The 14,398-nt window shown below is 65.8% G+C and carries 11 protein-coding genes; 10 read left to right on the top strand and 1 reads right to left on the bottom strand.

Translation table 11 applies throughout. The annotated features are described in order from the left end of the window. Positions 1–18: 18 nt before the first annotated feature. A complete protein-coding gene (locus C4901_RS06480; protein WP_110136626.1) occupies positions 19–627 on the bottom strand; it encodes an XRE family transcriptional regulator in 609 nt (202 codons plus the stop codon). 363 nt (positions 628–990) lie between these two features. Between C4901_RS06480 and C4901_RS06475 the strand changes: the two genes are divergently transcribed. The 10 genes from C4901_RS06475 (at position 991) to C4901_RS06430 (ending at position 14,304) form a co-directional block, all read left to right on the top strand. Further along, positions 991–2,232, top strand: coding sequence for an FAD-dependent oxidoreductase (locus tag C4901_RS06475; RefSeq protein WP_110136625.1), 1,242 nt, complete (start codon positions 991–993; stop codon positions 2,230–2,232). Positions 2,233–2,239: 7 nt separating this feature from the next. Continuing rightward, positions 2,240–2,500 carry a sarcosine oxidase subunit delta gene (locus tag C4901_RS06470; RefSeq protein WP_110136624.1) on the top strand — a complete coding sequence of 87 codons (261 nt, stop codon included), beginning with the start codon at positions 2,240–2,242 and terminating at the stop codon, positions 2,498–2,500. Next, positions 2,497–5,397 (top strand): 2Fe-2S iron-sulfur cluster-binding protein, encoded by a 2,901-nt coding sequence (locus tag C4901_RS06465; protein ID WP_110136623.1) that lies wholly within the window; start codon positions 2,497–2,499, stop codon positions 5,395–5,397. The genes C4901_RS06470 and C4901_RS06465 overlap by 4 nt, the downstream gene beginning before the upstream one ends. Further along, a complete protein-coding gene (locus C4901_RS06460; RefSeq protein WP_110136622.1) occupies positions 5,394–6,041 on the top strand; it encodes a hypothetical protein in 648 nt (215 codons plus the stop codon). Before C4901_RS06465 ends, C4901_RS06460 begins: the two co-directional genes overlap by 4 nt. After that, the gene (gene glnT, locus C4901_RS06455; protein WP_110136621.1) at positions 6,038–7,363 is read left to right on the top strand and encodes a type III glutamate--ammonia ligase; all 1,326 of its coding nucleotides are present in this window, start codon (positions 6,038–6,040) and stop codon (positions 7,361–7,363) included. Before C4901_RS06460 ends, glnT begins: the two co-directional genes overlap by 4 nt. A 42-nt stretch (positions 7,364–7,405) precedes the next feature. Continuing rightward, complete coding sequence (locus C4901_RS06450; protein WP_110136620.1) at positions 7,406–8,323, top strand: class II glutamine amidotransferase; 918 nt, start codon at positions 7,406–7,408, stop codon at positions 8,321–8,323. Further along, positions 8,311–9,009: a protein glxC gene (locus C4901_RS06445; protein WP_110136619.1), complete on the top strand. Its 699-nt coding sequence runs from the start codon at positions 8,311–8,313 to the stop codon at positions 9,007–9,009. Before C4901_RS06450 ends, C4901_RS06445 begins: the two co-directional genes overlap by 13 nt. 9 nt (positions 9,010–9,018) lie before the next feature. Continuing rightward, on the top strand, positions 9,019–10,380 hold the full coding sequence (locus tag C4901_RS06440) for an FMN-binding glutamate synthase family protein (RefSeq protein WP_110136618.1): 1,362 nt from the start codon (positions 9,019–9,021) through the stop codon (positions 10,378–10,380). 635 nt (positions 10,381–11,015) lie between these two features. Continuing rightward, positions 11,016–12,431 carry an APC family permease gene (locus tag C4901_RS06435; RefSeq protein ID WP_110138552.1) on the top strand — a complete coding sequence of 472 codons (1,416 nt, stop codon included), beginning with the start codon at positions 11,016–11,018 and terminating at the stop codon, positions 12,429–12,431. 52 nt (positions 12,432–12,483) lie between these two features. Beyond that, positions 12,484–14,304: a bifunctional protein-serine/threonine kinase/phosphatase gene (locus C4901_RS06430; RefSeq protein ID WP_110136617.1), complete on the top strand. Its 1,821-nt coding sequence runs from the start codon at positions 12,484–12,486 to the stop codon at positions 14,302–14,304. Positions 14,305–14,398 lie beyond the last annotated feature (94 nt).

Raw genomic sequence — 14,398 nt, 5'->3', positions numbered from 1 at the left:
GCGATCACAAGAACCCGGTCAGCGCTCGGTCGGGTAGATGATGATCGAAAGAAAGCGGATGGGACATGTGATGAGGCGCTCCGGACCATGCGGCACATTGCCGGCAAAGGTGAGCGCATCGCCCGGCAAGAGATGATAGCGCCCTTGTCCATGGCGATACTCGATCTCCCCCTCCAGCATGTAGATGAACTCGGTCCCCGGGTGCTCGAAGGTCGGGAAGATCTCGGATTCGTGATCGATGGTGATCAGAAACGGCTCGAAGACCTTGGTCGGACCCTGGTCATAGGCGAGCAGGTGGTAGGTGTGTCCACGCTTCGTGCCGCGTCGCACCACCTCCATGCCCTCGCCACGGCGGATCAGTTGGGCACCCCCTTCCTTCACATCGTAACTGCGAAAGAGCGCCGACAAGGACACGCCCAAGGCGCGCGCGAGCCGCGCCAGGGTCTCTAAGCTGGTCGCGGTCTGGGCATTCTCGATCTTCGACAACATGCCGCGGCTGATGCCGGCGAGATCCGCGACGTCCGCGATCGTAAGATCCTGTCTTTGCCGCAGACTGCGGATGGCATTGCCCAGATAGCGCCACAGCGCCCCCTCCTCGCCTTCCCGGCCGACCTCGCTGTTTGTCATACCGTCCCTCGATCGGGTCTTCCCCGATGCGGAGTTTCCCACAGAGAAAACTTGTTGACTACTTGCGCCTGACGGTGAACAATAGGAACTAATAGTTCCCATGACGAATCTTCCGGCCCGAGGCCCCTGATGAAGATGACCACCCCGCCGCCCGCAATCCCCTTGACGTCCTGGCCCTGCGGCATGGGGATCCGAGACGACGACCCCTGCGCGCACCCCCGAACCAGGCGGGCCTCCGATCGGGGGCCGCGAAGGGTCGCGCCGATACCTCGCCCCGGGCCTCGGGGGCCTTTTGCCAACGCCTTTTCCGTCTCGCCGATCGCAGGCCCCCGGCCGGCGCCCGGTCGGCCTTGAGGGCTGCCCATGCCTTGGCGTCTGGCGCGTTTCGCGCTCTCCAAGACCTACCCCGAGCCGCGCATGTTCACGCGCCACGAGACCCTCCGAAAGGGCTATGACGCGGTCATCATAGGGGGCGGGGGCCACGGGCTCGCCGCCGCCTACTACCTCGCCCACGACCACGGCATGAGGAATATCTGTGTCGTGGAGAAGGGCTATATCGGCGGCGGCAACACCGCGCGTAACACCACGATCATCCGCTCCAACTACATCACCGTCGAAGGCGTGCGTTTCTACGATGCCGCGATCCGCCTGTGGCGCGAGCTCGCGCAGGAACTCCAGCTCAATCTCTTCTATGCCACCCGCGGTCACTTTACCCTGGCCCATAGCGATGCGGCGCTGCGCACCATGCGCCAGCGCGCCGAGATCAATAAGCACTGTCAGGTCGACTCCGAGGTCGTGGGTCCCGATGAGGTCCAAAGGGCGATCCCCGGCATCGACCTCTCCTGCGACGGTCATGCGCCCATCGTCGGCGCCCTCTATCACGCACCCGGCGCCATCGCCCGTCACGATGCCGTGGCCTGGGGCTATGGGCGTGCCGCCGATAAGTTGGGCGTCGAGATCCACCAGCAAACGGAGGTCTTGGGCGTCGAGACGTCTGGCGGCGAGGTGACCGGGGTGCGCACGTCGCGTGGACCGATCGCCACCCGCAAGGTGCTATGCGCGGTCGCCGGCTCCACCCCGCGCGTCTTGAACATGGTCGGCCTCGCAAGCCCCATCGTCGTCCACCCGCTGCAGGCGATGGTGACAGAACCCATGAAACCCTGGCTCGATCCGATCGTGGTCTCCGGCAGTCTGCATGTCTATATCAGCCAATCGGCGCGTGGCGAACTGGTGCTGGGGGCGGCACTCGACCCTTACGAGCTGCATCAGACACGCTCCACCCTGGAGTTCGCCGAGGGGCTCGCCTCGCGCATACTCGATCTCTTTCCCTTTTTGTCGCAGGTGGGTGTCGTGCGCCAATGGGCGGGCATGGCCGACATGACACCAGACTTCGCGCCCATCATGGGCAAGACCCCGATCCGCGGCTTCTATCTGGATGGCGGCTGGGGCACCTGGGGATTCAAGGCGACCCCCATCTGCGGCAAGACCATGGCGCACACCCTGGCCCATGATGACCCCCATCCGCTCATCACAGGGTTCGGGCTCGATCGCTTTCGGGATTACGCCCTGACCGGCGAGCGCGGCGCGGCCGCGGTCGGACATTGAGGCCCTCATGAAGACCCTGAGCTGCCCTGTCAACGGACCCCGTCCGCTCTCGGAATTCTTCTACGGCGGCGCGCTGCGCGTGATGCCGGATCCGTCCTCGGTGGACGATGCCCTCTGGGCGGATGCGGTATTCAACCGCGTGGGCGTCCCCGGCGTAAGATGCGAGTGGTGGTGCCATACACCGAGCCACACCTGGTTTATCGCCGAACGCGACACCGCCACCGATGTCGTGACCGCGACCTATCTCGTCACGGGCGATGCGCCATGAGCGGCCCCACGCGCCTGCCGCCCGTCGCGGGCGAATGGATAGACCGGCACCGGCCGCTGTCTTTCGTGTTCGAGGGGCAGGCCGTACCAGCCTACGCCGGTGACACTATCACGAGCGCGCTCTTGGCCGCCGGCCGAAGCGCACTCGGACGCAGCTTCAAGTATCACCGGCCGCGGGGCGTACTGTCAGCTGCCAATCATGACGTCAATGTCCTGGTGCAGACGAACGAGCGGATCAATATCCGCGCCGATATAAGCCCGGTGGAGGCCGGCATGGTGGTGCGCGCCGTCAATACCTGGGGGGGCGTCGCCCACGATCGCGGGTTCGTGCTCGACCGGCTGTCGCGGTTCCTGCCGGTCGGCTTCTATTACAAGGCCTTCTACAACAAACGGCTATTCCCCTTGTGGGAACGCCTGTTCCGGCGGGTCGCGGGTCTTGGCGCCATCGACCCGAAGGCGCCGCGTCTGAGGACCGTGACCCGCCACGACTTTTGCGACGTGCTCGTCATCGGCGCCGGTCCCTCGGGACTTGCGGCCGCGATCGCCGCCGCCGACTGCGGCGCCCGCGTGGTGTTGGTGGATGAGAACGCGCATATCGGCGGCAGCGTCACCTACCATCCCGCGGGCCTTTCGGACGCGCGCCTCGCCATCCGCGCACTGATCCTGAAGGCGCGGACGCATCCCGGCATCGGCGTGCGGGAAGCGACCTGCGCGGCCGGCTATTACGCGGGGCACGGCGTGGCGCTCGTAGGCCCCCACCACATGAGCAAGATGCACGCCCGCGCGGTGGTCTGCGCGACCGGCCTTTGGGAGCAGCCGGCGGTGTTCCGCAATAACGACCTCCCCGGCATCCTGCTCGGCTCCGCGGCCTTGCGGTTGCTCTATCGCTATGCGGTTCGACCGATGGAGCGCGCCGTGCTGCTGGTCGCCAACGCCGAAGGCTACGAGGTGGCGAAGGCCTTACAGGCCCACGGGGTCGCGATCGCGCTCATCGTGGATATGAGACCCGCCCCCAAAGAGGCCGGGGATCTGCAGGCCCAAGGCGTGGAGGTGTGCGTGGCCTGCGCTATCACCGAGGCCGTGCCCACGCCGGATCGCCTCGGGGTGGCGGCGGTGCGCGTCGCGCCCATAACCGCCGAAGGGCAGGCGTCCCCCTCCTATCGCGAGATCGCCTGCGATGGCGTCATCCTCAGTACCGGCTTCGCGCCCGCGGCCGCGATCTTGGGTCAGGCCGGGGGCCGGCTTATCTACGACAAGGCCTTGGAGCAATGGGTCCCGGGCGAACTGCCCGATGGGGTCTTTGCCTGCGGGCGCGTAAACGGGGTCTTCGCCCCGGACGCACGGCTTGCCGATGGCCGACGCGCCGGGGGGCGCGCCGCCGCGCACGCCGGATACCGGACCACCGATGCCCCGGCGGTGGCGCGCGATACGATCGCGCACAGCCACCCGTGGCCCTTTGTGAGCCACCCGCGAGGCCGGGAATTCCTCGATTTCGATGAGGACCTCCAGTATCAGGACTACATCAACGCCATTCAGGAAGGCTTCGACACGAGCGAGCTCCTGAAGCGCTACACGACCTCCGGCATGGGTCCGAGTCAAGGCAAGCATTCGCACATGAACGCCCTGCGTCTCCTCGCCCACATCCGCCACGAGACCCCGGAGGCCATCGGCACCACCACCGCCCGACCCTTCGTGCATCCCGTGCCGCTGGGCGTGCTCGCCGGTCACGGCTTTCATCCGCGCCGGCGCACCGCGGCCCACAGGCAGCATGAAGACCTGGGCGCGGTGTTCGTGGAGGCCGCGACCTGGCTGCGCCCCGCCTACTACCAAGCCGCGGGCCTCTCCGAAGAGGCGTGCATCGAGCGCGAGGTACGCGCGGTGCGTGAACGGGTCGGGATCATCGATGTCGCGCCGCTTGGCAAGATCGAGATAGCCGGGCCCGATGCCCTGGCCTTCATCGAGCAAGCCTATGTCTCGCGCTACGCCGATCTCGCGCCCGGCGAGACCCGCTACGCGCTCTTGTGTGACGAGGCCGGCACGCTCATCGATGATGGCGTGATCGCGCGCCGGGATGCCACCGGCTTTTATGGCACGACCAGCACCTCGGGGGCCGTGGCCGTCACCCGCGAACTCTCACGTCTCATCACGCTCTGGGGCATGGACTGCGTCTTGACCCCCTATACCGGCCAGTTCTTTGCCGCCAATCTGGCCGGGCCCCGGGCGCGCGCGGTGCTCGAGCCCTTGACCGATATCGATCTCTCACCGCAATCCTGCCCTTATCGTGCCTATCGCGAGGGTCATGTGGCCGGCATCCCCTCGCGCATCATGCGCCTGGGCTTCGTCGGCGAGTGGAGCTATGAGATCCATGTGCCCGCGAACCTCGGCGCGGTCCTCTGGGAGGCGCTCATGCGCGCCGGCCAGGAGCACGGTATATGCCCATTTGGCGTCGAGGCACAGCGCATCCTGCGTCTCGAAAAAGGCCATATCATCGTCGGCCAAGACACCGACGGCGCGACCCATCCCCACGAGGCGGGCCTCGGGTGGGCGGTAAAGTTCGATAAACCCTTTTTCGTCGGCCAGCGCAGCCTTGCGATCCTGCACGCAAAACCGCGTGCGCGCGTGCTCGTCGGTTTTATCGTGAAAGCCGCCCGCGATGATGCGGTGCCTCAGGAAGGCCACCTGGTCATAGCCCACAACGAGGTCGCGGGGCGGGTCACGAGCATCGCCTGGAGCCCGACCCTTCAGCGCCACATCGGGCTTGCCTACGTCGCCCCCTCGATAAGCGAGGTAGGCGGCGTCATCACCATACGGCGCGGCGATGGCGGTCTCGCGCAGGCCCTGGTGAGCCCGCTCCCCTTCTACGACCCCCTTCAGGAACGACAAAAGGAGGTCTCATGAAACCCCTGGGCGCAAGTGCACTCGTCACAGGCGATGGTGCGGCCCCGGCCCCGGATCGTGGCGATCCCCCGCCCGCACTCGAGGTCTCCGACCACTCGCTCCTTGCGCGGATCGGTCTCAAGGGCCGTGGCGCGCAGGGCTTGCTCGAACGCCGCGGCATTACCCTGCCGCGATCGCCCAATAGCTGGTGCGTCGATGCCGAGACCTTGATCGTCCGTCTCGGGCCCCACGAGTTCCTGCTCGAGGGTCCACGCGTGCCTGGTGTGGATACCGCCGGCATCGGACCCGAGGACCTCGTCTATCCGGTGGTGCGTCAAGACACGGCACTGGCGCTGCGCGGTCCTGGCCTTGGCACCGTGATCGCCCAGACCTGCGCCTTCAATGTTCGCGCCCCAGACCCCCAAGATCGGCCGGCCTTCCTCACCCTCATGGCCGAGGTCCCGGTGCTGCTCATCGCCGACCTGAAGAGTCCGGTGCCTTGCGCCCTCGTATGGACCTGCCGCAGCTATGGCGCCTATCTCTTCGAGACGCTCATGACGCTTGCCGCGTCATCCGGCCGCCGCCCGGTCCTAAGACCGCCCGACCACCGGGACCGCTTCCCTCAATCGTCCTATCTGGCCCACCCACAGCGGGAGACCCCATGACCACCGTCGAAGCGCGGCAATTCCTGGAAAGCCACAAGATTCAGTACATCCTGGCGCAATTCGTCGACATCCACGGCGCGCCCAAGACCAAGTGCGTGCCGGTCGGCCACTTCGAGGACATCGTGAAAAATGGCGCGGGCTTTGCGGGGTTCGCGGTGTGGGGCCTGGGGCTTGCCCCGCACGAGGCCGATTACATGGCGGTGGGCGACCTCCGCACCTTGAGCCTCGTCCCCTGGCAACCGGGTTACGCGCGCATCGTCTGTGACGGTCACGTCCAGGGCAACCCCTGGCCTTATGACAGCCGCTATGTCCTGAAGAGGCAGATCGCGCGCATGGCCGAACGCGGGCTTGGCTTTGATACCGGCATGGAACCGGAATTCGTGCTGTTGCGGCGCGACGATCAAGGGCGCCTGTGGCCGTTCGATGACAGCGACCATCAGGCCAAGCCCTGCTATGACTTCAAGGGTCTGTCGCGATCACGCGCCTTCCTGGAGGCCCTGACAGGCTCTCTCCTGGCAGTCGGCATTGATGTCTATCAGATTGATCATGAGGACAGCAACGGCCAGTTCGAGGTCAATTACACCTACACCGACGGCCTGACATCCTGCGATCGCATGGTGTTTGTCAAGATGGCGGCGAGCGAGATCGCGCACGGCATGGGCATGGTGTGTTCCTTCATGCCCAAGCCCTTTTCCAACCGCCCCGGCAATGGACAACATATCCATATGTCGGCGAGCCGCGACGGCCACAATGCCTTCGAGGACCCGGACGACCCGCGGGGCCTGCGGCTGTCCGCGCTCGCCTACCAGTTCCTGGCGGGCCTCCTCGCCCACGCCCGCGGACTGGCCGCGCTCTGCGCCCCGACGGTCAATTCCTATAAGCGCCTGGTCGTCGGCCACTCGCTGACCGGCTCCACCTGGGCCCCGGCCTATATCAGCTACGGGGACAATAACCGCTCGGCGATGGTGCGCGTACCGGGCGGCCGGCTCGAGCTGCGGCTACCAGACGGCGCGTGCAATCCGTATCTGGCCACGGCCGCCCTCATCGCCGCCGGCCTCGACGGCGTGGAACGCGGCCTCGATCCGGGCGCCCCGCAAAACCGCGATCTCTACAGCCTTCCCGCCGGCGAACGCGAGCGCGCGGGCGTCGCGCTGCTCCCCCAAAACCTCCACGAGGCCCTCGTGGCCCTGGAAGGAGATACCGTGCTGCGCGCGGCGCTGGGGCCCTTGGCCGAGGAATTCCTGACCCTGAAACATCAGGAGTGGGTCGAGTACATGCGCCATGTCTCGGATTGGGAGATCGCGCACTATGTCGACCTTTGATCCCATGACGTTCGCCACGATACGCCGAGACGGAGGCATCCCATGTGCGGGATCGTAGGGCTCTTGATCAAAAATCCCGCCATGCGCGGCGAGATCGGCGCGCTTGGCCGGCCGATGCTTAAGGCCATGAGCGAACGCGGGCCGGATTCCGCGGGCTTTGCCGTGTTCACGCAGGACGCGCGTCCCGATTGGCTCAAGATGAGCCTGCTCTACGATCCCCCGACGACATCCCCGGCGTTTTCCTGGATCGGGCTTCAGGATGCCCTAGACAGCGCGCTTAGCCTAAGGACCGGGATCCACGTCCGCGACCGCCATGCGCGGCTTACCATTCCGATCGCAGAGACATCGCCCGAGGCCGTGGGCGCCTGGCTGCGCGCCCACCATCCCCATGTCCGCATCCTGTCTATGGGGCACTCCCTGGAGATCTACAAAGACGTCGGGGCGCCGGACGAGGTCGCGCGGCGTTATGGTTTCGCCACGTTCGCGGGTAGCCATATCATCGCCCACACACGCATGGCCACGGAATCGGCGGTGAGCGCCGATCGTGCCCACCCGTTCACGGCCGGCCACGACTTCTGTCTCGTCCACAACGGCTCTCTGTCAAACCCCCATGAGGTCCGGCGCGCGCTCGCAGTCCACGGGATTCGCTTCGAGACCGACAACGACACCGAGGCGGCGTGCCGCTTTCTCGAATGGCGCCTGCGCGAGGGCGCAAGCCTGGAGCAGGCCTTGCAGACGGCGTTCGAAAGACTGGACGGATTCTTCACCTTCCTCATAGGCACGCCCGATCGTCTGGCCCTGATCCGCGATCCCTTCGGCTGCAAGCCCGCGGTGGTGGCCGAGACCGAGGATTACGTCGCCATCGCATCCGAGTTTCGCGCGCTCGCACACCTCCCGCACATCGAGGAGGCCCATGTCTTCGAGCCGGTCCCCGAGGAGATGTATGTATGGACGCCGTGAACTTTGATCTCGCCACGACCCCGGTCACCGAAGTCAATGGCTACCTGCATCAGCACAAGGAGGCCCTCCATGGACGGCGGGTCACCATCGCCCACCCCGACGGGGCGCACAATATCGCAGTCGGGCTCGATCTCGACTGTGATGTGCGCATCGAAGGGCACGCCGGCTACTACGCCGCCGGCATGAACCGGCACGCCGCGATCACGATCGACGGCAGCGCCGGCACCGGGGTGGCCGAAAACATGATGAGCGGCCGCGTCGAGGTCAAGGGCTTTGCCTCCAACGGCGCCGGGGCCTCGGCGCACGGCGGGCTGCTCGTCGTCCACGGCTCCGCGGGACTGCGCTGCGGCATATCGCTGAAGGGCGCTGATATCGTCATAGGCGGGTCGGTCGGGGCATTCTCCGGCTTCATGGCGCAGGCCGGGCGCATGGTCATCTGCGGGGACGCGGGAAAGGCCTTGGGCGACTCCCTCTATGAGGCCGTCATCTACATCCAGGGGGCCATTGCCTCGCTGGGCGCCGACGCACACCTCGAGCCCATGGACGCCGCCGACGTGCTGGCCGTAAGGACCCTGCTCACGCAGGCCGGGCCGGCATTCGCGCGGCATGATCCCGGCGCGTTTCGCAAGGTCACATCGGCGCGCACGCTCTACCACTGGAACCAGAACGCCCCCCAGGACTATTGAGGTGTTGCCATGACTACGCCTGAAGATGCCAAAGCCCCCTTGTCCGAGGAAGAGTCTTCCGGTTACGACCGCAAGATCCTGGACTACATCCACAGGGCGGCGGCGCACGGCCTCTACGAGATCCGCGGCCTGGGCGCCAAGCGCGCACTGCCGCACTTCGATGACCTCGTCTTGCTCGGCTCCTCGCTGTCTCGCTATCCGCTCGAGGGCTATCGCGAGCAATGCACGACGCAGACGGTACTGGGCACGCGCTTTGCCAAAAGACCCATCGTCCTCGATATCCCGATCACGATCGCCGGCATGAGCTTTGGCGCGCTATCGGCCCACGCCAAGGACGCCCTCGCGCGGGCGGCGACCGCCGCCGGCACCTCCACCACCACCGGCGACGGCGGCATGACCGCCGAGGAACGCAGGTCCTCGCGCACCCTTATCTACCAGTGCCTGCCATCCCGCTACGGATTCAATCCCCAGGACCTGCACAGCGCCGACGCCATCGAGATCGTCATCGGACAAGGCGCCAAGCCCGGGGGCGGCGGCCTGCTCCTGGGTCAAAAAATCAATCCGCGGGTCGCCGCCATGCGCACGCTGCCGGAAGGCATAGACCAGCGCTCCGCCTGCCGTCATCCCGACTGGACCGGTCCCGACGATCTCGCCATCAAGATCCAGGAGCTGCGCGAGATCACGGACTGGATGAAGCCGATCTATGTGAAGGTCGGTGCCTCACGCACCTTTCATGACGTGAAGCTCGCGGTGGCCTCCGGCGCCGATGTCGTGGTCGTCGACGGCATGCAGGGGGGCACGGCGGCGACCCAGGCCTGCTTCATCGAGCATGTCGGCATTCCCACCCTGCCGGCGCTGCGCCAGGCCGTCGACGCCCTCGAGGATCTGGGCCTTAAGGGCGAGGTCCAGCTCATCATCTCCGGGGGCATCCGCACCGGTGCCGACGTCGCCAAGGCGCTCGCCATGGGGGCCGACGCGGTATCCATCGGACAGGGCATGCTCATCGCCCTGGGGTGCAATGCCGGGTACTACGAGAGCGATGGGGCGCGCCTGCCGGCTGACGCCGATTACCGCGCCCTGGGCACCCGGGCGGGCTTCTGCCACCATTGCCATACCGGCCGCTGTCCGGTCGGCGTCACCACCCAGGACCCTCTCCTCGAGACCCGCCTGAGCGCCGAGACCGGCGCCACGCGCGCCACCAATTACCTAAGGACCCTCGCGCTCGAACTCACGACCATGGCGCGCGCCTGCGGCAAACACAATGTCCATCATCTCGAACGCGAGGATCTGGCGGCGCTGACCGTGGAGGCCGCGGCCATGGCGCGTCTGCCACTGGCCGGCACCGATTGGACCCCCGGAACCCCGCCATGAGTCCCGACCCCTGGCGATCATCACCCGCTCGGCCTCCTTCCACGACGCCGCGCCCCCATGATCCCGGGGTGCAACGCCCGGCGGTCCGCGCCGCGCGGCCCCATGCCCGGTCCCGGGCCGAAAGCGGCCATGAGGACACGCCTAGCGCGTACACCCAGGAGACCCTATGCCCCGCTCCACACACAGGCCCCGCGGATACCAGAGATTCTTCAGAGGGATTTTTGAGAGGCGCGATGCCATAGACCCATGACCTGTCCGTCGAAAGTCGTATAAGGGACATCCGCGCCTTCCTGACCGCCATCATTCCGGTTCCCCGGAAGGATGCTTCTTGCGTCTCGCGCAAGGAAGTCCCCTTGTGATCGCGCGCCCCGCCACGGACTCACCCGCGGGCATGCCATCCCACATGCCCCGTGATACTTCCATAAAGCGCCAAGCCATATCGTCATATTAGTGTTTGTTCAATCCTGATAACGTTCAACGGCGGTGCATGGTGTGCCACACAATGGATCATGAATACCGTTGCGTTCTCATGGACGCGCCGTCAAATGGCGTAGCGCCGCGGTTTTCCAATGGCCGCCGCCCTGGCGCGCTTATTGCTTGACGGGTCCTGTCACCCCATTGCCGCGAGGCCCCCCATGAGCGCCATACCCCACGTTGACAGAACCTTGAGAAGTCAGAGCCTGGGCTTCCTGGAGGCGATCGGCCAGTCGCTCGCCAACATCTCGCCCACACTCACGCCGGCCCTCAATATCGGCGCGGTCGTGGCGCTCGCCGGACAGGCCAGCTGGCTCGTCTATGGGATCGCCACCATCGCCCTGCTGCTCGTGGGCATGAACATCTCCGCGCTCGCCAGCCGCTTTTCGGCGGCGGGGTCGTTCTTTGTGTTCATCTCCCAGGCCATGGGCCCCATGTCAGGCGGCATGGCGGGCTGGGCGCTGGTGGCCGCCTATGTCGGCACCGCCATGGCGCTTTTGGGCGGCCTTGCCATCTTCGTGAACAATGCGCTGGCACCCGCAGGTCTTACGCTGCCCATCCCGGTCATCTACGTCATAAGCGCGGCCCTCGTCTGGTACCTGGCCTATCGCGATATCAAGCTCTCTTCGCGCATAAGCCTCGCGGTCGAGGCCGTCTCGATCACCGTGATCTCCGTCCTGATACTGACGGTCTTTGGCCGCCATGTATCGCCGCCGCTCATTCATGCGCAACTGACACTCGTCGGGGCCAACGGCAAAGGCATGTCGGAGGCGATCGTGCTCGCGATCTTCTCGTTCGTGGGCTTCGAGAGCGCGGCCACGCTCGGCAAGGAGACCCGCGACCCCCTCAAGAATATCCCGCGCGCGATCATGTACAGCATGATCGGCGCGGGGGTATTTTTCATGGTCATGGCATTCGCGCTCATGATCGCCTACAAAGGCAACGTGCAGGCCCTGGGCAACGATCCGGCCCCGCTCCTGACGCTCCTGAAGGCCCTGCACCTGGCGCGCCTTGCCACCGTCATTTACGCCATCGCATCGGTGAGCCTTTTTGCCTGCGTGTTGGCCTCGGTGAATGCCGCCTCGCGGCTCTTGTTCTCAATGGGCCGCTATCATTTCATCCACCGATCCATGGGGCTCGTGCATGCCGGACACAAGACCCCGCATGTGGCCGTGGCCATAAGCTCGGCGTTGGCCCTGCTCGGCCCCCTGCTGCTTTTGGGCCAAGGGCCCATGAACACCTACGAACTGACGGGCACATTCGCAACCTTCGGGTTCATCTTCGCCTATCTGCTCATCAGCGTGGCCGCGCCCTTGTACCTGCGTAAACAGCGCTTGCTGACCACCCGACGGGTGGTGTTGGGCAGTACCGCGGCCGTTTTCATGCTCGCGGCCTTCTTTGGCAGCGTGTACCCGGTTCCAAGCTACCCTTACAATATCCTGCCCTACCTGTTCGTCCTGTACCTGGCGGCCGGTCTTGCCTGGCTCGTGCTCCTGAAGAACAATGCACCACAGGTGCTGACGCTCATGGAACACGACCTGGAATCCCAGGAACAGGAGGTCTTCGGGCGCAAATAGGCGGTCGGCCTCAAGGCCGCGAGCTTTCTGTAAGGTGGCGGGGCCTCGGCACGTGACCTTGCCGGCAGACGCGCCGACCGCCGCGCGCCAAAACGAGGAGATGTTTCATGAGGCAACCGCTCACGTGACCATGGAACCGGCGTATACGGGGCCTTCTCCCAAAGAAGGCTATGCCGACACCATGCACATCCGGCCCACGCGCCAGGAGTCGCCCGAATTTCATGTGGCCTTACGTTCCGTGCCGGGTATGCGCGAACGCAATGAGGACTATGTGGGCTTCGTCGCGGGGACCCCGGAGGACCGTATCGCCAAGGGCAGTGTGCTCGCCATGGCCGATGGCATGAGTGGGGCCGCGGGCGGGCGGGTGGCGGCGGAGCTTACGGTGCGCGGCTTTCTCGAGGCCTACTACGGCCTGCCGGCGACTTTGCGCCCCGAGCTTGCCGCCGGGCGCGCCCTCGACACCATCAATCGCTGGCTGTTTCGCATCGGGCGCACCGATGCCAGCCTGCGTGAAATGGCGGCATCGTTTGCCGCGCTTATCATTCGCGCCCGCGAGGCCTATATCGTATCGGCGGGAGACGTACGCGTCTATCACATCCACGACGGCGCCTGCCAGCAAATCAACACTGACGATTTTTACCCGACCACCATGGGCGGGGTCATCACCAACGCCCCCGGCCTTCGCGAGAGCGTCACCACCGAGATGCGCCGGGTGGCGATCGAAAAGGGCGATCTCTTCGTCCTGTGCACCGACGGCTTCTACCGGGGCCTTTCGCGGAGCGCCTTGCGTGAGGCCTTGTTCCTGTCACAGACCGCGCCGCTCCCGGCCCAGGACCTGATCGACCACGCCAAGGAGCGGGGATCGACGGACGATATCACCGTGGCGGTCATGCGCATCCTCGATGTCCCTCCCCTGGATGGGCCGCTCATAGAGCGCGTCGTGGCCGCCCTGCCCCTCATGCCGCCCCCGTCGCTCGGCGCCACCGTGGACGGCTATCGGCTCGAGCGCATCGCCCACGACGGTCATTACAGCCGCCTCATAGTGGCCGAAGACACCCATGAACCCCCTACGACCGTACTGATCAAGTTTCCCAAACCGTCCGTGCGCCGGGATGAAAACGTGCGCCGGGGCTTCATGAAAGAGGCCTGGATCAATAGTCGCGTGCGCCACCCGCAGCTGGTCCTGTCGCGCCCCCTTGGCGAGCCTCGCCAGACCCAGCTGTATCTCGTCATGCCTTATTTCGAAGGCGAGACCCTGGAGACCATGTTGCAACGGTCGCCGCTGCCCTGGCAGAGGGCCAAGGCGCTCCTCGTGACCGTCGCCAAGGCCGTCTACGCCCTTAATCGGGTGCATATCTTTCATCGGGACATCAAGCCCGCCAACATCCTCCTACTGCGCGATGGAGGCTTGAAGCTGCTCGATCTGGGACTGGCCCACACCCCAGGCCTCCCGGGAGACGCCCCCCTCGGGACCCCGGGGACGCCCGGCTATATGGCGCCTGAGCTTCTCGCCGGGGGTCTCGGCGACGCGCGCTCCGAGGTGTTCGCGCTCGGAGTGACGCTCTACCGGGCGTTGAGCGGCGGGCGCATGCCTTACGGCCTGCGGGGCCTGGTCCCCCTCACCCACTTTCGCCGCGACATCCCCTATGAACTCAGCCTCCTTATAGAAAAGGCGCTCTCACCCGGCCCCGACGATCGCCACCAGGATGCCCTGGAGTTCGCCTTCGATCTCGAGCAAATCCCCGCCCAATCCGCTTTACGTCGACACCCGCGCACCCCGCTCTTGACGCGCAACCCCCTGGCCTTCTGGCAATGGTCGTCGGCCCTTCTCTTGATCCTCTTGCTCGCGCTGCTGGCCTGGCGCCTGCCGTAAGGGCCTGTTTCGAAGGATAACGATCCCGGATTCCGATCGAACGAACCATCGATTCCGAGCGAAGATCACCACGGGTTCCGATCGCATGTGACCG

Origin of the sequence: Acidiferrobacter sp. SPIII_3, assembly GCF_003184265.1 — a bacterium.
Classification (GTDB): domain Bacteria; phylum Pseudomonadota; class Gammaproteobacteria; order Acidiferrobacterales; family Acidiferrobacteraceae; genus Acidiferrobacter.
The sequence above is the reverse complement of the archived record's forward strand: the minus strand, read 5'-3'. Positions and strand labels throughout refer to the sequence as shown.